22 protein-coding genes, 1 tRNA gene and 1 riboswitch are annotated in these 24,917 nt (G+C 30.9%); of the genes, 14 read left to right on the forward strand and 9 right to left on the reverse strand.

Annotated features, from left to right (window positions below):
- Nucleotides 1-15 precede the first annotated feature (15 nt).
- The 4 genes from GYM73_RS08890 to aroQ are packed head-to-tail and all read right to left on the reverse strand — an operon-like array spanning nucleotide 16 to nucleotide 2,696.
- Nucleotides 16-639, reverse strand: a complete 624-nt coding sequence (locus GYM73_RS08890) for an L-threonylcarbamoyladenylate synthase (protein ID WP_105296848.1) — start codon at nucleotides 637-639, stop codon at nucleotides 16-18.
- A 32-nt stretch (nucleotides 640-671) separates the two neighbouring features.
- The gene (gene msrB / locus GYM73_RS08895; protein ID WP_166004804.1) at nucleotides 672-1,172 is read right to left on the reverse strand and encodes a peptide-methionine (R)-S-oxide reductase MsrB; all 501 of its coding nucleotides are present in this window, start codon (nucleotides 1,170-1,172) and stop codon (nucleotides 672-674) included.
- A gap of 42 nt (nucleotides 1,173-1,214) precedes the next feature.
- Entirely contained in the window at nucleotides 1,215-2,231 is a 1,017-nt protein-coding gene (locus tag GYM73_RS08900; RefSeq protein ID WP_160564724.1) for an AI-2E family transporter, read from the reverse strand.
- 36 nt (nucleotides 2,232-2,267) lie between these two features.
- Nucleotides 2,268-2,696, reverse strand: coding sequence for a type II 3-dehydroquinate dehydratase (aroQ, locus tag GYM73_RS08905; protein ID WP_105296851.1), 429 nt, complete (start codon nucleotides 2,694-2,696; stop codon nucleotides 2,268-2,270).
- 97 nt (nucleotides 2,697-2,793) lie between these two features.
- Between aroQ and GYM73_RS08910 the strand changes: the two genes are divergently transcribed.
- Nucleotides 2,794-2,877, forward strand: a tRNA-Leu gene (locus GYM73_RS08910).
- A gap of 162 nt (nucleotides 2,878-3,039) precedes the next feature.
- On the opposite strand, the gene GYM73_RS08915 is transcribed toward GYM73_RS08910, so the two are convergent.
- From GYM73_RS08915 to GYM73_RS08930, 4 genes are all read right to left on the reverse strand, one after another.
- The gene (locus tag GYM73_RS08915) at nucleotides 3,040-4,203 is read right to left on the reverse strand and encodes an HNH endonuclease (protein ID WP_220233608.1); all 1,164 of its coding nucleotides are present in this window, start codon (nucleotides 4,201-4,203) and stop codon (nucleotides 3,040-3,042) included.
- Nucleotides 4,196-6,052 (reverse strand): hypothetical protein, encoded by a 1,857-nt coding sequence (locus GYM73_RS08920; RefSeq protein ID WP_220233609.1) that lies wholly within the window; start codon nucleotides 6,050-6,052, stop codon nucleotides 4,196-4,198. Before GYM73_RS08920 ends, GYM73_RS08915 begins: the two co-directional genes overlap by 8 nt.
- Before the next feature lie 442 nt (nucleotides 6,053-6,494).
- Nucleotides 6,495-7,130 carry an NAD(P)H-dependent oxidoreductase gene (locus GYM73_RS08925; RefSeq protein WP_220233610.1) on the reverse strand — a complete coding sequence of 212 codons (636 nt, stop codon included), beginning with the start codon at nucleotides 7,128-7,130 and terminating at the stop codon, nucleotides 6,495-6,497.
- A gap of 20 nt (nucleotides 7,131-7,150) precedes the next feature.
- A complete protein-coding gene (locus tag GYM73_RS08930) occupies nucleotides 7,151-7,648 on the reverse strand; it encodes a MarR family winged helix-turn-helix transcriptional regulator (RefSeq protein ID WP_220233611.1) in 498 nt (165 codons plus the stop codon).
- Nucleotides 7,649-7,911: 263 nt separating this feature from the next.
- On the opposite strand from GYM73_RS08930, the gene metN reads away from it, so the two are divergent.
- The 12 genes from metN (at nucleotide 7,912) to GYM73_RS08990 (ending at nucleotide 20,158) form a co-directional block, all read left to right on the forward strand.
- Nucleotides 7,912-8,943, forward strand: coding sequence for a methionine ABC transporter ATP-binding protein MetN (gene metN, locus GYM73_RS08935; RefSeq protein ID WP_105296856.1), 1,032 nt, complete (start codon nucleotides 7,912-7,914; stop codon nucleotides 8,941-8,943).
- Nucleotides 8,936-9,589 carry a methionine ABC transporter permease MetI gene (metI, locus tag GYM73_RS08940; RefSeq protein WP_105296857.1) on the forward strand — a complete coding sequence of 218 codons (654 nt, stop codon included), beginning with the start codon at nucleotides 8,936-8,938 and terminating at the stop codon, nucleotides 9,587-9,589. The genes metN and metI overlap by 8 nt, the downstream gene beginning before the upstream one ends.
- A gap of 30 nt (nucleotides 9,590-9,619) precedes the next feature.
- Complete coding sequence (metQ, locus tag GYM73_RS08945; protein WP_220233612.1) at nucleotides 9,620-10,423, forward strand: methionine ABC transporter substrate-binding lipoprotein MetQ; 804 nt, start codon at nucleotides 9,620-9,622, stop codon at nucleotides 10,421-10,423.
- Nucleotides 10,424-10,452: 29 nt separating this feature from the next.
- Nucleotides 10,453-11,112 carry a monofunctional biosynthetic peptidoglycan transglycosylase gene (gene mtgA, locus GYM73_RS08950; RefSeq protein WP_220233613.1) on the forward strand — a complete coding sequence of 220 codons (660 nt, stop codon included), beginning with the start codon at nucleotides 10,453-10,455 and terminating at the stop codon, nucleotides 11,110-11,112.
- 26 nt (nucleotides 11,113-11,138) lie between these two features.
- On the forward strand, nucleotides 11,139-12,383 hold the full coding sequence (locus GYM73_RS08955) for a type IX secretion system plug protein domain-containing protein (RefSeq protein ID WP_220233614.1): 1,245 nt from the start codon (nucleotides 11,139-11,141) through the stop codon (nucleotides 12,381-12,383).
- A 113-nt stretch (nucleotides 12,384-12,496) separates the two neighbouring features.
- A complete protein-coding gene (locus tag GYM73_RS08960; protein WP_160541635.1) occupies nucleotides 12,497-12,928 on the forward strand; it encodes a hypothetical protein in 432 nt (143 codons plus the stop codon).
- Between the two features lie 36 nt (nucleotides 12,929-12,964).
- Entirely contained in the window at nucleotides 12,965-13,972 is a 1,008-nt protein-coding gene (locus GYM73_RS08965; RefSeq protein ID WP_160541634.1) for an aspartate-semialdehyde dehydrogenase, read from the forward strand.
- A 107-nt stretch (nucleotides 13,973-14,079) separates the two neighbouring features.
- On the forward strand, nucleotides 14,080-15,837 hold the full coding sequence (locus GYM73_RS08970) for an ABC transporter ATP-binding protein (RefSeq protein ID WP_220233615.1): 1,758 nt from the start codon (nucleotides 14,080-14,082) through the stop codon (nucleotides 15,835-15,837).
- A gap of 120 nt (nucleotides 15,838-15,957) precedes the next feature.
- Nucleotides 15,958-16,341: a DUF3276 family protein gene (locus GYM73_RS08975; protein ID WP_105296864.1), complete on the forward strand. Its 384-nt coding sequence runs from the start codon at nucleotides 15,958-15,960 to the stop codon at nucleotides 16,339-16,341.
- Nucleotides 16,342-16,557: 216 nt separating this feature from the next.
- The gene (locus GYM73_RS08980) at nucleotides 16,558-17,268 is read left to right on the forward strand and encodes a C40 family peptidase (protein WP_160568781.1); all 711 of its coding nucleotides are present in this window, start codon (nucleotides 16,558-16,560) and stop codon (nucleotides 17,266-17,268) included.
- An 11-nt stretch (nucleotides 17,269-17,279) separates the two neighbouring features.
- A riboswitch (TPP riboswitch) is annotated at nucleotides 17,280-17,374 on the forward strand.
- Nucleotides 17,375-17,432: 58 nt separating this feature from the next.
- Nucleotides 17,433-19,571: a TonB-dependent receptor gene (locus GYM73_RS08985; protein ID WP_220233616.1), complete on the forward strand. Its 2,139-nt coding sequence runs from the start codon at nucleotides 17,433-17,435 to the stop codon at nucleotides 19,569-19,571.
- Nucleotides 19,572-19,660: 89 nt separating this feature from the next.
- Entirely contained in the window at nucleotides 19,661-20,158 is a 498-nt protein-coding gene (locus GYM73_RS08990; RefSeq protein WP_220233617.1) for a DUF255 domain-containing protein, read from the forward strand.
- Here the strand turns inward: GYM73_RS08990 and GYM73_RS08995 are convergent.
- The gene (locus GYM73_RS08995; protein WP_220233618.1) at nucleotides 20,145-22,139 is read right to left on the reverse strand and encodes a ComEC/Rec2 family competence protein; all 1,995 of its coding nucleotides are present in this window, start codon (nucleotides 22,137-22,139) and stop codon (nucleotides 20,145-20,147) included. The genes GYM73_RS08990 and GYM73_RS08995 overlap by 14 nt on opposite strands.
- Nucleotides 22,140-22,300: 161 nt before the next feature.
- On the opposite strand from GYM73_RS08995, the gene GYM73_RS09000 reads away from it, so the two are divergent.
- A complete protein-coding gene (locus GYM73_RS09000) occupies nucleotides 22,301-24,763 on the forward strand; it encodes a TonB-dependent receptor (RefSeq protein ID WP_220233619.1) in 2,463 nt (820 codons plus the stop codon).
- Nucleotides 24,764-24,917: the final 154 nt, after the last annotated feature.

Genomic DNA, 24,917 nt, shown 5'->3' on the forward strand with positions numbered 1-24,917 from the left:
AAATGTAAATAGAGATTAAATATAGAGATCTAAATCTCCTTTTCCCCGGCGGAGTATTTCCGGACTCCCGGAAGTTAAATCTACAACCGTGGAAGGAGTATAACCTCCCGCACCGCTATCAATAACTATATCTACTAATTTATCATATTTCTCGGCTATTAATTCGGGATCTGTAATATATTCTAAAATCTCGTCATCATCATGTGTTGAAGTGGATGCTATGGGATTGCCTAATTTTTCAACGATAATTCTAGGAATATTATGATCGGGAATTCTAATACCTACTGTTTTTTTATTCTTATAATAAGAGGGCAGCGTATTGGAAGCCGCAAGAATATAAGTAAAAGGCCCCGGCAAAGTTCTTTTCAGAAGTTTAAATAGATTCGTTTCAATGGGCTTAGTGTACTGAGATAAATTTCTTAAATCATTACAAACAAAGGAAAAGTTTGTTTTTTCCAATTTAACATTTTTAATTCTGGAAAGCTTTTCCATGGCTTTGTGATTAAAAATATCACAACCCAATCCATAAACCGTATCGGTAGGATAAACAATAATTCCTCCCTTTTTTAATACCTCAACTATTTCATTAATTGCTTTTTCTGAAGGATTTTCCGGATAAATTCTTAGGATTTTGGCCATAATGTTAATTCTTACAATTGGTAAACAATGTATTATTCTTTTACAAAATCCAGTGAAGCAGAGTTAACACAATATCTCAATCCGGTTTTTGTAGGGCCATCATTGAACACATGTCCTAAATGACTCCCGCAATTAGCACAAAGGATTTCCATTCGGGTCATACCATGAGAAGTATCTAATTTTTCGATAATTCGGCCTTTGGCTATTTCATGATCAAAGCTGGGCCATCCGCAATGCGAATCAAATTTAGAATCACTATCAAACAGAACCGCACCACAAGCTTTGCAAGTATACACTCCTTTTTCAAAATGCATATTGAATTTTCCACTGTAAGGAGCCTCTGTTCCTTTTTCTCTCAAAATGTAATATTCTTCGGGAGAAAGCTGCTTTTTCCACTCTTCTTCTGATTTTGTTACCTTCATTTTTGTTTCTTTTTTTGTTACTTCTAATCTGTCTTTAGAAATGCAAGATAGTATGAGTAATCCCAAACCTATACTACCTGCCGACTGAAAAAGTTTATTGAATTTATTCATGGTAAAAAACAAAATTCATTCCAATAGTAGAACTACATTTTCTTATGGATTATCGCTAAATTCGTTATTGTAAACATCTAAAAGCAGGAAAAAGCTGGATAATAATATAGGACCAAAAATTAATCCGATAAATCCAAAAATATTCATTCCTAATATTACCCCAAAGATGGTAATTAACGGATGAACATCGTCCAGTTTTTTAAGTAATGTAAATCTCACGATATTGTCCGATGTTCCAATAATTATAATGCCGTACAATAAAATAAATATAGATTGCCAGGTTTCTCCGGAGGTGAACAATAAAATGGCAACCGGAACATAGGCCAATGCAGAACCTACTATAGGCAACATGGATGTAAATGTTGTAACCGCAAACCAAAACCATAAATTATCCAATCCTACAATGGCATAGCCGACAGCTCCTACCATTCCTTGAACAACAGCAACTAATGGGATGCCGATGGCATTGGATTGAATCATTTTTTTCAACCTTTGCCCTAGCCTTTCGGTATTTTGTTTTTTTAAGGGAGACCACTTTAAAAAGGTGCTTTCAATTTTCCTGATATTCATAATCATAAAATAGAATAAAACAAAAGAAAAGAAAAAAACAACTACAGAATTTACCGTTGAATTTAATATTTTAGGCACGACCCTGCCTACCCAGGTAGTCGCTTGAATGATATTGTCTTTGCTAAGTATATTTAGTCCGTATTTTGTTTGTAAATCATTTACAATACTGACCAGAGAATTATTTATTTTATCAAAATAAGTTATAGCCGTATGTACCTGAGAATAGGTCAATTCAATAATAAAATAAACCGGAATCGAAATGATCAATAAGGCAAGAAGAAAAACTATACTAATTGATATCCATTTTTTCAATCCCTTTTTTTCTGTCAGATATAAGAAAAAATCTTTGGATAAGGCATATAATGTAATTGCTCCTAAAAAGCTGGGAAGAAATATAGCCAATTGGCTTATAATAAGGATAAAAAGAGATATTATTATAATCAAAAACAATATCTGATGTATTACTTTTCCACTTATTTTTTCATTCATTTATACTATCAATTACTTATTATTTATACTCGCTAGTTAAGGTTGTTTCATTTTTATTAAATATTCAATAGCTTCTTCATAACCGGGTAATCCTTTGCCTTTAATCTGATGTACACAAGCATCTTTAATGACTGAAATTTTTCTAAATTCTTCTCTTTTTTCAATATCGGAAATATGAACTTCAATAGCCGGTGCGGTTACTGATTTTATAGCATCGTGTATTGCATAGGAATAATGAGTATATGCTCCCGGATTAATTACAATACCTTCACATTTAAAACCTTTTTCATGAATCTTATCAATAATCGAGCCCTCATGGTTGGTTTGATAGTATTCTAATTCCACATCAATAAATTTTTTTTGCAAATGTTTAAAATAATCTTCAAAAGAATAATGACCGTAAATATCTGTTTCTCTTTGTCCAAGCAGGTTTAAATTAGGACCGTTTATAATTAATATTTTCATAATCTTTTTTTACGAATATAAGGAAGAATGAATGAAATAAAAACATAAATTTTGGCGAAAAAGAATATTTAAGTATATTTGCACACCTGAAAAAAATGCCCAGGTGGCGGAATTGGTAGACGCGCTGGACTCAAAATCCAGTGGTAGCAATATCGTGCGGGTTCGATTCCCGCCCTGGGTACATGTAAATCGCAACTGTTTATAAATAAACAAGTTGCGATTTTTTATATATTATATTGATATCTTTAACTTTCGCCTAAACCATTTTTGCAAACCCGAGCTTTAACGCCTGGTTTTTACTATTTTTTCGATCTCATTGATTTTTATCGAATTTTTGTAAAAATTAGCTAATTTTATTTTTTATGGCACCCGTTGCAACAGCGATATCTTTGGTTAATTTAGCTAAGGGTCTTTTAGTAAATTCTTTTTCATCATAAAAGTTGCCGTAAGCTAATTGATAGGCCTCTTCTAAGGTCAGATGAATATCGGGAAATGCTTGCTGTAAAGTTTCTATATATTTATCATTAAATAAAAATCTTTTCTTTATAATCTCTTGTACAATATCTCTGTGTTCATTTGCTATTTTATTATATTCAAAAACTTTGATATTTCCCTTTACTTTTTCTTGTAAACGTTGATCTTCATTTTCCTCATTTATCTTAGTGAAAACCTTTATTTCATCAGTTTTGCCAATAGCACCCAAATAGGTTTCCGGTTTGTAATCATATTTTATTAATTGGTGCTTAGGATTGGATTCATAGGGTGACAAATATTTTTCATAAGAAAAATCAACAGTTCCTTTGCAATCTCTATTGCATACACTACATGAAGGAATCAAATTAAAAAAATTTAGTGCTAATAAAGGATGTTTACTTTTGGGCAAGAAATGATCAAGTTCGGGCCTGGTTATTTTTTTTACCCCTTTAGATAAAGTAAACGTATATTGGCGATTGCAATAGCAACATACTTGTATTCCTAGTTTTTTTGTCAATTGATAGGGGCCCCATTCTTTTTCCGGTGTAATTTTCTGAAACCAGTTTTCATAATCAAAAATCTTATTTAGCAAGATTTTATAATTCCTATATTTTTCTTCATATTTTTTATATAGAACGATGTCTTCTTCATCTGAACTTAAATCCAAACCTAAAATACAACGACAATTAGTATGTAAATCATTAAGTATCTTTAAAACCTTTTTGAAATCTTTAAGTTCCTCACGGAATAAAGATTTATTTTTTAATTTTTTATATTTTTTATCAACACTTTTATTGTCTTTAAAGATTACTTTAATAAAAGAATCATATTGTGAATGATGCAGCTTATCTTTTTTTATATTATTTTCAATATCATCCTCTCCAATTTTTCCTTGATGGATTAATTGTATTGTTTTAAATAAATTTATATAAAATTTAATTCTTTTTTTAACTTCTTCAGAAATAAATTCAGTGTGTTGTTCTCTGGCAGTTAACAGATCAGATTCTGAAATGCATTCTCGTATACTAATCATGAGTTTTGTTTTTAAGATTTTTAAGATAATTTAGTCTTTCTTCCAATTCTTGTATTTCATTATCTATGGAAGGCCCAAAAGCCTCATTATACATTTTAATGAGCTTACTTTGGATTATATGTTCGTCAACCATACGGATTAATTTTCTAATCCTTTGTTGTTCTTCTTGTGAAATGTCAATGTGTTGATTATTGTTTTTATTTTCAATCATCTTATTCAAAACATGGATCACTTCTTCAATTTTCTTTTTAGCAAAATCTCCCACTAATCCATCTTCTAAAAAAAAGGAATCTGCCAATAAATTTGAAATATTAGCGCCAAAAGTTTTTCTTTTGTTTGTTAATACTTTTGTATAATTTTCACCTTTTCCCAAAAAAAGAATATTTTGATGAGGTATATCTGAAAGAGTTAGAGGGTCATGGGTGGTGAAAATGATTTGAAGCTTTTTATTAACAAAAATTAATGGTAGAATCTCTAAAAGCATGTTAATGTATTTCTTCTTCCACAAAGGGTGAAAGCATACATCAGCTTCATCCAGTAAAATTAAATATTCATCTGTATTATTCAATTTGTCCCTCTTTTTTTCAATACGAGAAACTTGTTCATTGAAAATTGAAAATTGTTCATACATCAATTTTTCACCACTGCTTAACTCTCTATCTGTAGAAAAATTAAATAAAGGCTCATCAGTAACTTTAAAATGTTTTTTAAATTCTTTTGTAAAATCCTGATATGCATCTATAATTTCTAATGTATTAAAATTATTAGCATTGAAAACGTAATTGTGATAATTGGGATAATTTCGAAGAAAATCAAATTCATTTGATTTTTCAATTTTTGATAACAAAACTTCAATTAATTTTTTTATTTCTTGTACAGGTAATTGAAATTCTATATTATTAACTTTGATATAGGCATTATCTAAAAACCAATAAAAAGCTTCTTCAAGTCCACATATATTTTTAGTTTTTAAATATTCCACTGTTTTACCTCCTCTTATAAAACCTTCTCGTATATATATGTTACCCGTTTCTTCAAAAATTAAATGTACTCTCTTTATTACAGCCTCTATAATATTTTCTTTAAATAAATGTTTCTCAATTGACTTTCTTTCATAAAGACTTTTTTCATAAAACTCTTTTTCATTATTAATAGAATTATCTTTGCTCTCAAATATTCTTTCTACATCTTTTTGTTTTCTTTCACTATCGTCTTTAAAATATTGAAAAAAAGGCTTAAATGTATCCGGTATATTATAATAATCTTTATTGGAATGATTTATTTTTATTTTTATATTATTTATCGTAGGCAGTCCCAGTTCCAATAATTTGGCATATATTTTTTTGTTTTTAATTAACCTAAAAATTCTTTCTAACATTGCATTATTATGAATTTTCAAGAACCTTGAAAATTCCGAGTCAGCATACTCTCTATCGTTTTGTAATATCGAAAACTTTGAAAGTGTTAGAACATTTTTGGTTTTTGATCTGGTATTCGGAGTATCATCATATCCAAGAATTGAATTATAATAGAATATTAATTTAGAATTATGGGGTATTTCTTCCCCATCAGTTCCTATAAATTGGCAGTTACCATCTCTTATGGCTTTTAGCAAAGTAGATTTACCCGCACCATTATTTCCTACAATAGCGGATACCGATTGAATATTTTCTCCCCAAAAATTTGAAATGTACTTAGACTCTCTTTTTGAACCGGATGAATTTTTATTTTCAATATAATTTAAATCTATATCCATCGCCTCGTTAACCAAATTTAGTGTTAACGCCTCATGATCTGAGCCGAAAATATAAGGCAAGGTCCCTTTAGGGATATGTATTTCAGAAATCATAATATATTAGTTTTTTCAGATAATAAAGTTAAAAATCTGTCTTGATTGAAATAAATTTTTTTAATCTTTTTTTTTTTGTCTACTATATATTTTACATTCTAAATACCTTAAAACTCTTTTGGATCTATAAACAGTTTTGCTTAAAGTTCCGATTATTTTTTTGGGATTATATACATATATCGTAAATTGTGTATCCGTTAAGTACCTATACATTCAATACTTAGTAACAGCAAGAGTATACCTCGGAAACAATAGGTATAACTTATCCTCCGGGCATACCCTCTTACCCCTAATTAGTTTCCGATGGCTATTTTATTACTTTTTAACTGCTTATTTGCAATTTTTTGATTTTCAAACTCATGCAAAAAAAATAAGAGAACTTTAATAATAAAGCCTCTTATTGTTTTTAATGATTAAAATTTTGTGTAAAATAGGTTCTTCTCTAAACTATTTTAATTAAAAAATCTTTTTTAGGGTGTCTAACTTTTGGATAATTAACTAACCAATCATTCTCTTCATCTCGGTAACCCAAAGGAAGCATGACAACACTTCTTAAACCCAGTTCGCGTAATTGTAAAAGTTCATCTATAGCCTGATTATCGAATCCCTCCATCGGAGTAGTATCAACTTTTAATTCTGCAGCAGCAGCAATCGATAATCCAAAAGCTATGTACGCTTGACGTGATGCATGTTCAAAATTATTTTCAGCGGCTGAATTCAGATATACTCCTTTAATACGATCGGTATAGCTTTGATAAGCATCAGATGGCTGATTGCGTTCTCTTGTTATATGTCCGTAAATGGTATCGATTCTTTCTTCTGTATAATTATCCCAAGCAGCAAAAACTAAAATATGTGAACAATCTTCCACTTGTTTTTGGTCCTTAGACAGGGAAACCATCTTTTGCTTTAATTTCTGATTAGTAATTTCAATAACCTTAAACGGTTGTAATCCGGAAGAAGTGGGAGCTAGCCAAGCTGCTTCAATGATTTGATCTACCAACGATTGTTCAACTTTTTTTGAGGCATCGAATTTTTTTGTTGCATACCTCCATTTAAGTGAGTCTATTAATTCCATATAATTAATTTTAAATAATATTATTTTGATTCTGATTTATTCTTGCATTTATTCTTACATTTTGTCGTAACAATAGATAATAACTTATAAAATTCTTTCTGAAGTTCTGATAATTCATTTTCCTCCATTTCCAATTCTGCCTTAAGGGTATGAGGAATTATCCATGCTTCATCTTTCATTTTCCTTCCTTGATCTGAAAGATGAATCAACATATGCCTTTCATCTCTAGTAGACCGACATCTCTTTATAAGTCCGTTTTCCTCCATTCTTTTAAGCAGAGGAGTTAAGGTTCCGCTATCTAACCACAACATTTCTCCTATATCTCTCACGCATATTTCTTCATTTTCCCATAAAACTAACATCACTAAATACTGAGGATAAGTTACCCCTAATTTTTCTAAATGTGGCCTATAAAGCGTTGTAATCAGTCGGGACAACGCATAGATGGGAAAACATAATTGATCTTTTAATTGTAAACTTTCCATACCGTTTTTAGATTGAGTAAAATTAAATTGCACACAATTAATATGCAAGTTTTTTAGTTTATTTTATTAATAAATTTATTTTCAAAAGTTCTTACTTGGTTTAATTATATACTATTTCATTTTTATAAAATTTACACCTCCAAATAAACTAATTTATTATAAACTTATAATGGTTCGGATGATTTAAAATGTTCTCCAAGCAGTAAATGTTGTAAATTAATATGAGTTTCTATATACTATTTGTACCTTTGCACAAATCCTAATCGTATAAAGACTTAAAAAATTTAATCAATTAAATGATTGAGTTAAAAAATATTACTAAAACATTCGAACATAAAGGCAAAAAAAACATAGCCCTTTCCAATATTTCTCTGTCGGTTTCCGAAGGAAAAATAGTTGGTGTTATTGGCGAATCCGGTGCAGGAAAAAGTACACTGATAAGATGTGTTAATTTACTGGAAAGGCCTAATTCAGGAGAGGTTTGGATTGATGGTCAAAATTTGATGGAGTTATCTCCTTCCAAATTAACCTCTGCCCGTAGAAATATAGGAATGATTTTTCAGCATTTCAATCTGCTTTCCTCGCGAACTGTATTTGATAACATTGCTTTTCCTTTGGAATTAAATCATACTCCCAAGACTAAAATTAAAAATAGAGTTTATGAATTGGTTGAACTGGTAGGACTTACGGATAAATTAGACAGTTATCCGGCGAACCTTTCCGGAGGACAAAAACAGAGAGTTGCTATTGCCAGAACGTTGGCCAACAACCCTAAAGTTTTATTATCCGACGAAGCAACCAGTGCTTTAGACCCCTCCACTACTCGCTCCATTTTATCTCTACTCAAAGATTTAAATAAGGAATTGGGAATCACTATTTTATTGATTACCCATGAAATGGATGTGGTAAAACAAATTTGTGATGATATAGCTGTCATGAACGGTGGAAAACTAATTGAACAAGGAAGTGTTTCTGAAATTTTTTCAAATCCTAAAACGGAATTAGCTCAGCGTTTTATATCTTCATCCTTACATTTAGAGATACCGGTAGATTATCAAAAACGCATTACCCATATGCCGGAAGAAGGAAAACATCCTTTACTAAAACTACAGATATCTGGTAATACGGTAGATGAACCGGTATTATCCGAAATTTCCAGATTATTTGATATTAACAACAATATTATAAGTGCTCAAATGGATTATGCGGGGGGCGTTAAATTCGGGGTCATGCTAACGGAAATTATCGGTACGATTTCTAAAGAAATGGCTGCCATTGAGTATTTAAAAAGTAAAAACATTAAAGTAACTTTATTAGGATATGTCTAATTCAATTATTGATCTCTTAGCAAAAGGAACTTGGGAAACCATAGTCATGACTTTTGTCTCCGGCTTTTTCGGTTATTTGATAGGATTGCCTGTCGGAATCCTTCTATTTATTACCCGCAAAGGCCAATTTAAAGAAAGCCTTGTTTTCAATCAAACGGTTTCCACCCTAGTAAATATATTCCGCGCCATTCCTTTTATTATTTTAATTGTTTGGATGATTCCTTTTACGCGGATGATTGTAGGAACTTCCATAGGAGTACCTGCAGCCTTAGTTCCTCTAAGTTTGGGAATTGCCCCGTTTATCGCCAGAATGGTTGAAAACAGCCTGCTGGAAGTACCTAACGGTTTAGTTGAAGCTTCTAAAGCTATGGGAGCAACTCCTTTTCAAATTATTAAAAAAGTATTGTTACCCGAAGCTTTGCCTTCATTAATTAATTGCGCTACCATTTCATTAATTACTTTAGTCGGTTATTCGGCAATGGGAGGAACTGTTGGAGCCGGAGGATTGGGAAAAATTGGATATCAAGAAGGATACGTAAATAAGAATATGGAAATTATGAATTTTGTTTTATTATTATTAGTTTTACTTGTTTTTGCGATCCAATTTGTCGGAGATTATCTTTCAAAAAAAGTGGATCATCGTTAAAAATTAAAAAAAGTCTAAAATAATATGATAATGAGAAAACTAATAGTATTTACCTTACTTGCTTCTGTTTTTTTTCTAAGTTCTTGCAAGAATGACCGGGCAAATAATCCTAATTATATTAAGGTTGGAGTTGAATCGGGGCCGGAGTTTGTGGTTGCCCAAACCGTTCAAAAGGTTGCTAAAGAAAAATACGGCTTAGATGTTGAATTGGTAGAATTCAATGATTATATTTTACCGAATACGGCACTTAATGATGGGGATATTGATATTAATATTATTCAACATAAACCATTTTTGGATAATATCATCAAACAAAGAGGATATAAACTTGCCATAGTAGGAAATACTTTTATTTATCCATTGGCCGGATATTCTAAAAAAATAAAATCTCTTGATCAATTACAACCCGGAAGTACCATAGGAATTCCAAATGATGCCACCAACAGAGGAAGAGCATTACTGCTTCTTCAAAAAGAAGGATTAATCAAATTAAAAGATCCTAAAAGCCTTATTTCAAGCGCTTCTGATATAATTGAAAATCCTAAAAATTTAAAGATAGTCGATATGGATCCTGCTATTTTAACTGAAATTCTAAATGATGATAAAGTAGCTGTTGCCATTATCAATAATACATTTGCAGCCAAAGACGGTTTTACATTAAAAGATGGTCTTTTTGTTGAAGACAAAGATTCCCCTTATATGAATGTAATCGTTTCAAGAGAAGATAATAAAGATGCTGAAAATGTAAAAACATTTGTTAAAGCTTATCAATCGGATGAAGTTGCAGAAACTACCGATCGAGAATTTAAGGGAGGAGCTGTTAAAGGCTGGTAATTCATCCGTTTTTAATCAATCAAATTTTAATGAAGATTTTTAGATGGATTAAATGGATTTTTATTGGTTTATGGGTACTTTCTATTGTAATGGTTTTTATATACAAATGGTTGCCTGTTCCATACACAGAACTTATGTTAAAAAGATTTTTTGTGAATGGTTCAACCATTGAAAAAAAATGGATTCCGATAGAAAGTATGAATAATTCCATAAAACTTGCGGTAATTTCCAGTGAAGATCAAAATTATTTTAAACACGGCGGATTTGATTTTAAAGAGATTCAAAAAATAATTGAAAAACAAGGATCTCCCAAAAGAGGAGGAAGCACCATTTCACAACAAACCGCGAAAAATGTTTTTTTATGGGAGGGTAGAAATTATGTTAGAAAGGGCCTGGAAGTATATTTCACTTGCCTCATTGAGTGGATTTGGGGTAAAAAAAGAATATTGGAAGTCTATTTAAATGTAATAGAATTCGGTAATGGAATTTATGGTATAGAAGCCGCTTCTCAACATTATTTTCACAAATCGGCTTCTCAGCTCACAAAAAGCGAGGCTGCAACTTTAGCTGCTCTTTTACCCAATCCCCGAGAATATGGAAAAAAAATTAATGGAAAGTTCATTCAAAAAAGAAAACTATGGATCATGCGACAAATGTCTAATTTACAAGGCTCTGTAAATTTTCTGTAGTATACATAACTTAAAAAAAACTAAAAATGCTCAAAAAGATTCTCTTCTTCTGCTTACTTTCTCAGCTCTGTTTTTCTCAGCAGGCTTTAGAAAAAGTGTACAGCTCATCCGTCAATGGTATACAATTATTCAATCCCGATACGAATGATGAAACTCCTTTTATCTCCATGAACAAAGGTATGTTTGTGCTTACTTTTGATCTGTTAGATAAAGGCTACGAAAAAATTTACTATACCATTAAGCATTACGACAGAAATTGGAATGAAGACCATCTTTTTGAATCAGAATATATCGACGGATATACCTTACCTCAAATATACGATTATCAACCTTCCTTTAATACGAGACAAAATTACACTCATTATACTTTAGAATTCCCAAATAAAGACATGCAACCTAAGGTATCCGGAAATTATCTCCTAACTGTTTTTACTGATAACCACAAACCTTTATTCAGTAAGAGAATTGCGTTTTACGACGATTTTGCTCATATTAATGTCGGATATGAGAGGTATTCTACATCTAAAAACCCGAACATAACACAGCGAGTAAAAGCACAAGCTGTCGTCTCGGGGATTAATTCAATCTCCACCCGACAACTTTCTTTATGTTTACTTCAAAATAACAATTGGCTAACTGCGATCTATAATATTGAACCACAGTTTGTAAACGGTAATTCTTTCACGTTCGGACAACTGACCAATTCTTTTGAAGGCGGTAATGAATTTTATACTTTCGATACCAAAAATATTTCCATTCCTGGTTACGGAGTATTTAAATCGGAAGAAAATAATCCGCTTTATCTTACCTATTTATATTCCATTGCTCCGTTTCCGCTTGACTATGCATATAATCCTGATGTCAACGGTGCTTATTATTTCAGGAGATTTGATCTTAACCAGGAAAGGGATGCCCGAACAGAAGGCGATTATACTCCGGTAACTTTTTCTTTGGAACTTAAACAGCCTTTAGAAAATAAAGATTTATATGTTGTAGGATTATTCAATAATTATGAACTTTCCGATTCTAATCGGATGATTTACGATGAAAATCAAGGTTTATACGTAAAAACAATGCTATTAAAACAAGGGTATTATAATTACACTATTGCAACCGTTGACAAAAAAAACAACCATTTTAGCATTTCAGAAATTCCCGGTTCATTTTGGCAAACAGAAAACCTATATCAAGGTTTGTTATATTATACTCCTTTTGGTGGCACTTATGATGCACTTATAGGCTACGGAGAAATTAGAGCCAACAGATTATAATTCTTATCTAGTTATGCGGTATTTAAAATTTCAATAAAAATGATTAAAATACCCTTATATTTCAATAGGTTTACTATTTTTGTTACATATTAAAATGAAATAGAATCAAATTTATGTATATCCTTTTTAAAAACATACACCATTATGTAGGTATGATTACCCTCGTTTTTGTTTTATTACTTACTGTTGTATCGTTTATTTATTATTTACAGGAAAGACCTGTCAGTGGTCAGGTGAAAAGAATCTCTCTTATAACTTTGATATTCACACATACACAGATACTTCTTGGAATACTATTATTTTTCAGCTCTCCTATCTTTCAAAATGCCAGTATGAAAGATATTATGGGAATTGCTGCAATACGAAGAAATTATATAGAACATCCTTTCTCTATGGTTTTGGTTGGAGTTTTAATTACAATTGTAAATGCAAAAATTAAAAAAGCACCTAAAATTTCAGTTTGGACACTTCTTATGTCTGTCGTCTCACTTGCTTTAGTACTTGGAATGATTCCTAGAGCATTTTGGAACAGTTTATTACCCTAAAAGATAAATAATTAAAAATCATTAAAGTATATATTTATGAAAATTGCAATTGTTGGAGTAAGCGGAGCTGTTGGGCAAGAGCTTCTCAAAGTTTTAGACCAAAGAAATTTTCCTTTAACTGAATTAGTACTTTTCGGATCTAAGAGAAGTGCAGGACAAGTTTATAAATTCAAGGACAAGGAATATACAGTCAAGGAACTTCAACATAATGACGATTTTAAAGGGGTAGATATTGCTTTAGTTTCTGCAGGAGGAGGTACTTCGTTGAATTTTGCGGAAACCATCACTAAATATGGTGCGATCATGATTGATAATTCATCTGCGTTTAGAATGGATGATGATGTACCCTTAGTAGTACCGGAAGTAAATGCGGAAGATGCATTGAATACTCCAAAAAATATTATTGCAAATCCCAATTGTACAACCATTCAAATGGTGGTATCTTTAAAACCAATTGAACAATTATCACATATAAAAAGGGTACATGTTTCTTCTTATCAATCAGCATCCGGAGCGGGTGCTTCTGCAATGAAAGAATTGATTGAACAAGCAAAACAATCAACTGCCGGTGAGGAGGTCTTAGTTGAAAAATTTGCTCATCAATTGGCTTTTAATTTAATCCCCCATATTGATGTGTTTACAGAAAATGGATATACTAAAGAAGAAATGAAAATGTATAATGAAACTCGTAAAATTATGCATTCCGATATACAGGTATCTGCAACCTGCGTTCGTGTCCCTGTTATGCGGGCACATTCTGAAAGCATATGGGTGGAAACTGAGGACGAATTAACCGTTGAACAAGTTAGAAACGCTTTTGAAAATTTTAATGGGATAATTGTTGAAGATAATCCTTCAGAAAAAAAATATCCTATGCCTTTATTCTTATCAGGAAGAGATGAAGTTTTTGTAGGAAGAATCAGAAAAGACCTTACCAATCCTAAAGGTATTGCTTTCTGGAGTGTAAGTGATCAAATACGTAAAGGTGCTGCTTTAAATGCTGTTCAAATTGCAGAATATTTGATTAAACATAAAAAAAGATAAATCGCAATCTATATCATAGATGACAAAGTGTATCCGATTGAATCCAATCAGATACACTTTTTTAGTTTATACGAAATAAAAACTACAAGTTTTGTAACTTTGCTTTTATGAGTGCCTTAAAAACTTTAAATCCATATTTTTTAAAACACAAAAAACTCCTTCTGTATGGAGTTATATTTATAATACTTTCCAATTTTTTAACTATTTACCCTGTAAAATTTATTGGAAAGGCCATCAACATTATTGCTCAATCTCTTACCCATTCAGATTTGCTAGATAAAAAGCAATTAATGAAGCAGCTTCTTCTTTATGGAGGAATTATCGTGCTGGCTCCAATCACTTCCGGAATCATGAAGTTTTATATGAGGCAAACCATAATCGTTGCTTCCAGAAGAATCGAATTTGAACTTAAAAATAATATATATAAACATTATCAAACACTTTCTTTCAGTTTTTATAAAAAATCTAAAATTGGAGACCTCATGAATCGCATCAGCGAAGATGTGGTAAATGTCCGTCAATATTTAGGACCAGGAATAATGTATAGCGCCAACTTATTTATAATGCTTATACTGATTCTCGGATATATGCTGGCTTCTGATCCGGTGATGACTTTTTATGCAATCCTTCCCTTACCCTTCCTTTCTTATTTTATATACAACCAAAGTACTATTATTAATAAGAAAACTAAAATTGTACAAGGCAAACAATCGGAACTTTCTTCATTTGTTCAAGACTCTTTTTCCGGGATAAGAGTTATCAAATCATTTACTAAAGAAGATTACATATTATCAAAGTATATAAACCAATCCAATCAATATAGAAATGAATCTCTTTCGCTTTCAACCACAGAGGCCATTTTTTCTCCTTTAATGGTTTTAATCATCGGATTAAGCAACTTATTTATACTCTATATTGGGGGCCAAAGATATATAGACGGTAAAATAAACGTCGGGACTATTACAGATTTTTTTCTTTACCTTAATGTTTTAATTTGGCCATTTACAGCTTTAGGATGGGTTATATCTATGGTTCGAAGAGCTGAAGCCTCCATGGAAAGAATAAATGATTTCTTGAACGTTAAAGAAGAGATTAAAAATACCAACTTTAATGTATATCCTATAAAAGGTAAAATCAGATTTGAAAATGTTTCTTACACTTATCCGAATACAGGAATACAAGCTCTTAACCGTGTATCTTTTGAAATACAACCCGGAGAAACGATTGTGTTTATGGGAAAGACCGGATCGGGAAAAACAACTATTGCTCTGTTATTGGAACGTCTTATTGAGCCGGATTCAGGAGCAATTTATATAGATGATGAACCTTTGTCCCAACATAATTTAAATGTTATACGAGATAAAATCGGGTACGTACCTCAGGAAAGTTTTCTTTTTTCGGATACCATTTTTAACAACATTTCTTACGGGGTTGAAAATGCGACATTGGAACAAGTTGAAAAATATGCTAAAAAAGCAGAAATTCATTCCAATATTATGGAATTTAAAGATAAATATCAAACGGAAGTAGGTGAACGAGGGGTAACCCTATCGGGAGGTCAAAAACAGCGTATATCGATTTCAAGAGCATTGATTAAATATCCTACCATATTTTTATTTGATGACAGTTTATCTGCTGTCGATACTGAAACAGAAGAAAAAATATTATCTAATATTGAAAATGACATTGATATTAAAACAACAGTAATTATTACTCACCGCGTTTCATCCGCTAAACATTCAGATAAAATCATTGTACTGGATCAAGGGCAAATAAATGAGATTGGAACTCATGCAGATCTTATTTTAAATCAAGGTTTTTATTCTGAATTATATAAAAAACAAATTACGCAAAAACTATCATAAAAACAATTGTAATATTAAGAGTATTTTTTATATTTTTGCTCTGTTTAAACAAAAAAAATTAAATTTTATTATCCCTTAAAAGATATTATTTAAGGCAATAAAAAACAAAACACATATATGATGAATGATTTTGAAAATGTAGAGAAGAAAGAAAATGAAATTTTCTCTAAAGTATTAAGAGCAGGAAAAAGAACTTATTTTTTCGATGTAAGAGAAACTAAAGCAGGTGATTATTATCTAACAATTACTGAGAGCAAAAAGAATATTTCCGAAGAAGGCGCTTTAGGTTTCAAGAAATTTAAAATCTATTTATATAAAGAAGATTTTAAAAATTTCAAAGACATCTTTGAAGAAACTACCGCTTTCATTATTAAAGAAACCGGAGAAAAAGTTATTTCCGAAAGACATAGAGACGATTTTCATCTTCAATCCGAAGAAAATAAAGACAATGCAAATTCAGCAAATATTTCAAATTATACTAACGTTGAATTCGATGACATTTAGATAGCATTTTTTAAAAATCTAAATTTATACCATATAAAAAAGCAGATATTTATCTTGAAAATATCTGTTTTTTATTGTACCTATTTCATTAACTTTTATTTAACATATTCTAAACATTGTGTTAAATATATATAAAAAAAGTTAAATTGATCGTATAAATATCTATATGATTCTTATTTTTGATCAACATAAATTAGTTGTATCATCTTTGAATATATGAAGTCTTTAATAAAAATACTCTCTGTAATTATAGTAATTTCAACTTCTGCTACCTCGTGTGTATCTAATTACGTAGCAAGTAATAACGATACCTATAAATATCCTACCACTAACGAAATGCTGGTTTATCATCCTAAAACTGTTAAACTTTACAGTACGGCATCGGTTAGTGATGAAAATTATTCTACAACATTAAGAAAAGATGCTGCTTTACTAGAAAACAGCAATATTTATGCCGAAAGCAGATTTTCAACTAGAGCTTATAATTTGCTTAGTGAAGCCAGAACTTATTTAGGAACTCCTTATAAATACGGAGGAACAACAAGAAGGGGTATAGATTGCTCTTCTTTTGTTCAGCATGTTTTTGCTGCATTAAACATTTCTTTGCCTCGAACATCAATTGAACAATCCCATAGAGGAACTTTCGTTTCTAAACATAATCTAAAAAAAGGAGATCTTATTTTCTTTGCCCATACTCCTAAAAGCAGAATTTCTCATGTAGGTATTGTTGAAAGCGTAAGTCCAACCGGGGAAATATTTTTTATTCACGCGTCTTCATCCAAAGGGGTTACTATTTCTTCTCTGGATACTGCTTATTGGAGCGCGAAATTTAGAACAGGTAAAAGAATTTTAGATTCTGATATAGATATTCAAAAAATACATGAAGAAGCTCAAAATGATACTAGCCTAGCTAAAGCTTCTGTATAAAAATTAATTTTAACACTACGAAGGGGTGCTGTATATAACGGCTGAGATTATACCCTAAGAACCTGGACAAGTAATGTTGTCAAGGGAAATCTTAGATAAAGATTTCAAATTATTGAAATCTTATTTTTTTTAGTCCTGTAACATATCCCTGAAATTTATTTATTATGAAAAAAAGGGATTGGTTTTATTTATTAGTTATCGCTCTTTTTAGTTTAAGCCTACAAGGACAGATTAAGAAAGATTCTTTAATTGAATTGAAAGAAATTATTGTTTCAGGCAATGCTCCCATTACTAAAGAACGTATTACCTCAAAACAACTTGAAGGCAAAAATTTAGGTCAAGATATCCCCTACTTGTTAAAAAATAATCTTTCGATAGTTTCTACTTCAGATGCCGGAGCGGGGGTGGGTTATACCGGTTTAAGAATAAGAGGCAGTGACCAGACACGAATAAATGTTACTTTAAATGGAGTCCCTATCAACAATGCAGAATCTCAAGGTCCTTTTTGGGTAAATATGCCTGATATTGCCTCTTCATTATCTAACCTTACCATACAAAGGGGTATAGGTACGTCAACGGAAGGAACGGGATCTTTCGGTGCTAGTATTAATGCTAAAACTCAAACACCGTCTAAAACTTCTTATTTCCAATCAGATCAATCTGTAGGTTCGTTTAAAACTCATAAGCACACTTTTGGACTTGGTACGGGCAAATTTTTTAACGAAACGCTTTCTTTAGATGCCAAAGTATCTTTTATAAAGTCTGATGGATATATAGACCGTGCGTTTTCTGATCTTTTCTCTTATTATGTCCATGGTCTGTACGAAAAAAATAAGACATCTATCGGGTTAATGACATTTGGCGGACAAGAAAAAACCTATCAAGCTTGGAATGGTGTTAATGAAGAAATGATGAAGAAAAGAAGAACTTTTAATTCATGCGGAGCCATTTATGATCAAGATGGAAATATTATCCGATATTATAGTAATGAAACCGATAATTATAATCAAGATCATTATCATTTATATTTTAAACAAAGGTTTACTAATTCTTGGGTATTAAATTCCACGCTTTTTTATACTCGTGGTAAAGGATATTATGAAGAGTATAAACAAGATTCCAAATTATCCAATTATAAATTAAAGGATCTTATAATAGGCAATGAAACCATTTCGCGTTCAGATTTGATTCGAAGACAATGGCTGGATAATAATTTTTACGGAATATTAAATCGTGTAACCGGAACGATTAATAATTGGAATCTTGAAATTGGAATGGGTGCAAATACATATAAAGGATATCATTACGGAAATGTTATTTGGGCTCAATATTTTTCAAATGGTCTGAAAGATCATGAATATTACAGAAATAAAGCCAATAAAGACGAGTTTTCAGGCTTTTTTAAAGCAATAGTAACTCTTACACCCAACTTGGACTTATTTGGAGATATTCAATATCGATCCATACAATATAAAGGTCATGACCTCCCGGGTGGAGAAAGTGTTTATAAGAATGGTGGACCTATAAAATTTGATAAAAACTATAATTTTATTAATCCCAAAATAGGAACATCGTATAAAATTGATAAAGGTTCTATCTATGTAACCTATGGATTAGCTCAACGAGAACCCAGCCGAAACGACATATTGGAAAACAAAAATGTAAAAGCAGAACTTCTTCATAATGTGGAGCTAGGAATCCAACAAAATTTCCGTGAATTTTCATATTCTGCAAACTGGTACGGAATGTATTATATTAACCAATTAGTATTAAGCGGTAAAATAAATGATGTAGGAAGTTTTATACGAGAAAACAGCGGTAAAAGTTATCGAACCGGATTTGAACTTTCGGCAGCCTATCAATTTTCAACTCAATTTTCACTTTCTGCTAATTCAACCTTAAGCATTAATAAAAATATAAATTTTAAAAAGGAAACTGATTCAGATATAAAAAAACTAGGAAATACCACGATCGCTTTCTCTCCCGCGTATATTGGAAATGTTATAGCAGAATGGAAGCCAATAAAAAATTTAAATTGCAAATGGATGAACCAATACGTTAGCAGTCAATATCTTACCAATGAAAAGCCTAAAAATGGAAAATTGGACAGTTATTTTATTTCTGACATGATATTTGAATTTTCTCCATCACTTTTTTCAATGAAATCTTTTAATTTGAAACTTGCCTTAAATAATATTTTCAATACTAAATATGAAAACAACGGATATTATTATGATAATACTCCTTTTTATTATCCTCAAGCCGGATTTAATTTTTTAACAGGCATCAGCTTCAAATTCTAACTAAATGCTTTTGTGAAAACCTCGGATAAAAAGTTTATTTTAGTTGACTGATTCTATTTAAATATATATTTTTGTATTAAAGATTTAATATGAAAAATCTGTTTATTTTATTTTTTGCCTTATCGATTATAAACTTATCTGCTCAAGATAAAAAATTAATCCAGTGGAAAAATTTATCAGAAGGTGACAGTCTTCAAGTGCATGGAGATAATAGGTTGTTGTTTGTAGATATTTTTACTGACTGGTGCGGTCCTTGTAAATTTTTAGATAAGTATACATTCCAAAATCAAGAAGTAGCCTCTTATATTAATGAGAATTTTATCCCGGTGAAATTTAATGCAGAATCTAAAGAATCCATAACTTTTAAAGGAAATACGTTCGATTACATTACCAACGGACAAGCCGGAATACAATCTTGGGCTTATTATGCATTAGGGGGAAATTTAAGATATCCTTCCATGGTATTAATAAATGAAAGAGGAGAAACAGTTTCTGTAATTTCAGGATTTATGCAGCCCGAAGAGTTTTTGAATACTATAAAAAATGTAAAATCTCAATTAGACCAAAATTTAGTCAAAGACAACTAATAAAAGCTCCTTGCCTTGAGGTATACCAACATTTTGAAGAATTATTGTTGTAACGCCTATGCTTATTATTGTTTCCTGTAATTATAATTGTACCGTCTGAAACTATTTCACATTCAATTAATGGATTATTTACAATCAGATAATCAACGGAATCCTTACAATTTTTTGAAGGTTTATTTAATATTTGAATTTTTTTACCTTCCCATTTATAAATTTTATCTTTCTTAGAAGGTATTATTTGTATCTCATTGATTCTTTCTCCTATGCTGTAAGGATCTATAATATATCGCTTTACTAGTTCCCAATTTTCAGTTGAATCTCCTACGACTAGCAATTTTTTTCCATCCCTGAATCCCAGTAAAGAATTTTTATGATTGAATACTATAAAATTTTTCTTTCCGGATAAATGATAATTATTATATAAAATACTCAACTGAACGAGAATTATGCACAATAAAGGCGGAATTAGATGGTTCAATTTTAATCCTGAAAGATAATTTTTTAAAAAAATCAGAGAAAATGAGATCAAAAACAATTCCCATAAACTCAATGGAATATTTTTTAGCATTAGTGGTTCAACCGATGATACATAATAGGTAGAATCTACCAAAAGCTTAACTAAAAAATCATAAATAAATGAAAAATATTCCTGATACTCCCACGGTAAAAAAACCAAAAATAACTCTACTATTGATGAATAAGTAATTATAAATGTATAAGGTATTATCAAAATATTGATAGGAATCGATAACAATGAAAATTGATGAAAATAAAATAATACAAAAGGAAGCGTTCCTATCTGTGCAGCTAAAGTAACCGCTAATGGATTTACGATCCATTTATTAATTTTTTTATTCTTACTTTTCATATGATAAATCAAGATGGGGGACAACCAGACAATAAAAAATACGGCTATATAACTTAATTGAAAACCCACGGAATATATTTCATTCGGATCGCATAAAAGAATAATAAAAGCAGATAAGGCCATACTGTGATAGATAGAACCGGTACGTTTCAACAATTCAAAACAATAATAAATCGTTATCATTAAACATGATCGGAAAACAGAAGAGGTAAGTCCGACCAAACAGCCAAAAAACCATACAAACAGTAATGAAATGATAATGATGGTTTTTCTGTTTCCACTTTTCATCATTAGGGTTAATAGGTTGAAAATAATACCAAATAACAGAGCAATATGCATTCCTGATATGGCTATTAAATGCATAATTCCGGATTTAGAATAAACATCAATAGATTCTTTTTTCATTTCCGACCGATCACCCAATAAATATGCTTTTAAAAATTCTTTTGAATCTTCTCCTAATGTTGAACTTTCAATTTTTTTAACTAAATACTGATTAAAATTTTTAATCGAATAAATTAGTGTTGTATGCGGCGATTCTGAAATAATTTCATCTACTCTGCCCGTCTGCAAAATATAATTTCTTTTTAGATAATTCGAATAATCAAATTGATGGGGATTCAAAGCTCCTGTCGGATCAGTAATTGTAAGTTTCAAAATATATTCATTGCCTAGAGTTAAAACAGAATTATATTTTTGTTTATCAACAAAGAGCATAATAGATCCGTTGGTTGCAAACTGTTTGTTTTTATATATAATATTTGTAACCTCTGCAGTATATTTTCGAAAAGTTTTAGTTGAATTGTTTTGCTCTTTTAATATAACTGTTAGCACTTGAGATTTTCCATTTTCCTTATAATTTATATAATGATCATCTAATAAACTGTTATTTAATTCAACCACAACCATTCCAAGTAAACTCCAGCTTACTAAAGTTAAAATTGAAAATATGCTTTTGTAATCAGCTTTATTTACAATAAATCCTAAGAGCACTAAAAGTAACCCCAATAAAATTAATACATAAGGTATCGGAATGAAAATGAGATCACATAAAAAAATCCCCATTATCAAAGCCAAAAAATAATATACATAAGGATTTTTTGAAAAATTCATAGAAGTTTATTTAGCTAAAAATAAAAAATTTAAAGTTGAAAGTATATAAAATTCTACAATTTATTACATTTTTTTTCAATATAGATTTTAGTATTTTATTTAATACTATTATATTTACTACTGTAAAAGAATACAAAAACAAACTAATTAAATTAATATTTATGAATCTAAAGTATAAAGCATTAGATCTATTTTGCTTTTTAAGCATTATGGCTCCTACGGCTATTGGTTTTGCACAAAACATATCTCCGGATTCAACTCAAATTTCAGAAAAAGAAATTGACGATGTTGTAGTCATTGGAAAAGGAGTTATTGATGTTGTAAAAGAAAGAGAAACCCCTATTGCTGTCTCTATTATTAAAAAACAAGAAATCAGGGACAAAGGAGGAAATCAGGAATTTCCTGCACTTATGAAAAATGCACCTTCCATTTATGTTAATGATGCCACCGGATATGGGGATTCAAAAATGATTACAAGAGGATTTAATCAATCCAATACTGCTGTTTTGATAAATGGTCAGCCTGTTAATGGTATGGAAAGCGGAAGCGTGTATTGGACTAATTGGACAGGATTAATAGACATTGCCAACACCATCCAAGTACAAAGAGGTCTTGGGTCTTCTAAACTTGCTATATCTTCCGTTGGCGGCACCATAAATATTGTAACTAAAGCCACTGACAAAAAAGCCGGTTCAACGGCTCGATTTTTAACGGGCAATGACGGTTTTTGGAGAACTACCTATGAATACAACAGCGGTTTACAGGGAAAATGGGGAGTATCTTTTTCAACCTCAACGTGGAGAGGCGACGGGTACAACAGAGGAACTAAAGGTTATGGTCAAAATTACTTTTTATCAATTGGCTTTCAACCCAATGAAAAGCATAATTTCAATTTTATAATTTTTGGAGCACCTCAAAATCATGATCAAAATTATTATACAAAAATATCTGATTTTAAAAGATATGGTTACCGATATAATGTAAATCAAGGGTGGTTACACGGAAAAGAACTTTTATTACGAACCAATTATTACCATAAATCAGTTGCCAATTTAAATTGGGATTGGAAAATCAATGAAAAAAGTACTTTGTCTACCGTGTTCTACGGCTCTTTAGGAAGAGGTGGAGGAACCGGAGGATATGGCTCTAAATACATTGAAACTCAAAACATTTCGACTCCGCAAAATCCCAACACCATACCCGGAAGCAGAAATCAGGAAAATGGAACCATCAGTTGGGATGCAATTTTCGATTACAATTCTACACATAATACCGATGGAATAGGAACGGGTAGTGATAATTTCATCATACGATCTTCGGTAAACAATCATCAATGGTACGGGCTGGTATCCAACTTTAATCATAAATTTAAAAAACATTTTGAATTTAATGTCGGAATTGATGGGAGAGCTTATACGGGTACTCATTTTCAACAAGCCAATAACTTTTTAGGATTATCCGGAATTACTGACAATATTTCAACCAATGTAAACGGTACCCATACTGCAACTAAAAACTATAATATTAATCCTTGGAGTTCCTTATTTAGAAATGTAAGTAGGGGGCAAAGATTGAGTTTTGATTACGATGAAACCATTCAATATATTGGAGCATTCGGACAATTTGAATATGTTAATCCATTTATGAGCGCCTTTATACAAGGAGTAATTTCCGAACAATATAATTCCAGAAAAGATCGATTTAATTACACTCCAAACCATCAAAAATCTAAAACGCTAAATAATACCGGTTACAATATCAAAGGAGGAGTAAATTTTAAAATTAATGAAAATCACAATATTTTCGGAAATGCCGGATATTATTCCAGACAGCCTTTTCAGAATAATTTATTTTTAAATTGGAAAAATGATGTGAATCCGCTAGCTGATAATGAAGAAATCATTGGTTTTGAAATCGGATATGAACTTCACTATAACTTTTTGGATTTAAGTATAAATTTATACAGAACCAGTTGGAATAACAGAGTTGAAACTATTTCAAACGAAAGCATCAATCAAATAGAAAATCGATCAGGCATCGATGAACTCCATCAGGGTATAGAAGTGGAATTTCTTGCCAAGCCTATCAGAAAATTACATTTTAAAGGGCATTTATCTTTAGGCAATTGGAAATATAATGGTAATGCGCATTCTACAACGTACGATTCCAATAATCTGTCCAATATCTTAAGTGAAAAGGATATTTTATTGGATGATGTAAAAACTTCAAACGCTCCCCAATTCAGTTATGGAGTTGGTTTAGTGTATAAAGCATTTAAAAATTTCACTTTTGATGCTGACTTAAACAGATATGAAAAATTATATTCAGATTTTGATGTAACCCGGGCGGCTCCAAATACAAAAATCGATTTAATTGAGCTCCCCGATTATTTTACGTTGGATATGGGAGCTTCATATACTTTATATTTCGACAAAGCCTCATTACGTTTTAGAGCCAATGTCAACAATGCGTTAAATGATGTATTTATGACCTATTCTAAAACCAATATAAAATCCGGCGATAAAGGAGCAGAAAACGTGAAATTTAAAGGAATTGATACCGCGAATCAAGTCTATTTTGGAAACGGAAGAACTTGGAATTTCGGTGTTACCTACAATTTTTAATTGATAAGTTAACGATAAATAATCCTACATACTCATAAGATCTTATGTTAGATTATTCGGATCAAATTCATACGTGATTAAATTCTAAAATACTTTTGTAATTACTTGATAATTACAATAAATAGTAGAGTAAAATAGTAATTATTTTACTCTA

This window comes from Apibacter sp. ESL0432 (genome assembly GCF_019469225.1).
GTDB lineage: Bacteria > Bacteroidota > Bacteroidia > Flavobacteriales > Weeksellaceae > Apibacter.

Bases quoted from the DNA above. Each gene is read 5' to 3' on its own strand.
- GYM73_RS08900 (WP_160564724.1), bottom strand. From the start codon at position 2,231: ATGAATGAAAAAATAAGTGGAAAAGTAATACATCAGATATTGTTTTTG.
- GYM73_RS08985 (WP_220233616.1), top strand. From the start codon at position 17,433: ATGAAAAAAAGGGATTGGTTTTATTTATTAGTTATCGCTCTTTTTAGT.
- GYM73_RS08975 (WP_105296864.1), top strand. From the start codon at position 15,958: ATGAATGATTTTGAAAATGTAGAGAAGAAAGAAAATGAAATTTTCTCT.
- GYM73_RS08990 (WP_220233617.1), top strand. From the start codon at position 19,661: ATGAAAAATCTGTTTATTTTATTTTTTGCCTTATCGATTATAAACTTA.
- metQ (WP_220233612.1), top strand. From the start codon at position 9,620: ATGAGAAAACTAATAGTATTTACCTTACTTGCTTCTGTTTTTTTTCTA.
- GYM73_RS08915 (WP_220233608.1), bottom strand. From the start codon at position 4,203: ATGATTAGTATACGAGAATGCATTTCAGAATCTGATCTGTTAACTGCC.
- GYM73_RS08955 (WP_220233614.1), top strand. From the start codon at position 11,139: ATGCTCAAAAAGATTCTCTTCTTCTGCTTACTTTCTCAGCTCTGTTTT.
- msrB (WP_166004804.1), bottom strand. From the start codon at position 1,172: ATGAATAAATTCAATAAACTTTTTCAGTCGGCAGGTAGTATAGGTTTG.
- GYM73_RS08970 (WP_220233615.1), top strand. From the start codon at position 14,080: ATGAGTGCCTTAAAAACTTTAAATCCATATTTTTTAAAACACAAAAAA.
- GYM73_RS08920 (WP_220233609.1), bottom strand. From the start codon at position 6,052: ATGATTTCTGAAATACATATCCCTAAAGGGACCTTGCCTTATATTTTC.
- metI (WP_105296857.1), top strand. From the start codon at position 8,936: ATGTCTAATTCAATTATTGATCTCTTAGCAAAAGGAACTTGGGAAACC.
- GYM73_RS08925 (WP_220233610.1), bottom strand. From the start codon at position 7,130: ATGGAATTAATAGACTCACTTAAATGGAGGTATGCAACAAAAAAATTC.
- GYM73_RS08995 (WP_220233618.1), bottom strand. From the start codon at position 22,139: ATGAATTTTTCAAAAAATCCTTATGTATATTATTTTTTGGCTTTGATA.
- GYM73_RS08960 (WP_160541635.1), top strand. From the start codon at position 12,497: ATGTATATCCTTTTTAAAAACATACACCATTATGTAGGTATGATTACC.
- GYM73_RS08965 (WP_160541634.1), top strand. From the start codon at position 12,965: ATGAAAATTGCAATTGTTGGAGTAAGCGGAGCTGTTGGGCAAGAGCTT.
- GYM73_RS09000 (WP_220233619.1), top strand. From the start codon at position 22,301: ATGAATCTAAAGTATAAAGCATTAGATCTATTTTGCTTTTTAAGCATT.
- mtgA (WP_220233613.1), top strand. From the start codon at position 10,453: ATGAAGATTTTTAGATGGATTAAATGGATTTTTATTGGTTTATGGGTA.
- metN (WP_105296856.1), top strand. From the start codon at position 7,912: ATGATTGAGTTAAAAAATATTACTAAAACATTCGAACATAAAGGCAAA.
- GYM73_RS08980 (WP_160568781.1), top strand. From the start codon at position 16,558: ATGAAGTCTTTAATAAAAATACTCTCTGTAATTATAGTAATTTCAACT.
- aroQ (WP_105296851.1), bottom strand. From the start codon at position 2,696: ATGAAAATATTAATTATAAACGGTCCTAATTTAAACCTGCTTGGACAA.
- GYM73_RS08890 (WP_105296848.1), bottom strand. From the start codon at position 639: ATGGCCAAAATCCTAAGAATTTATCCGGAAAATCCTTCAGAAAAAGCA.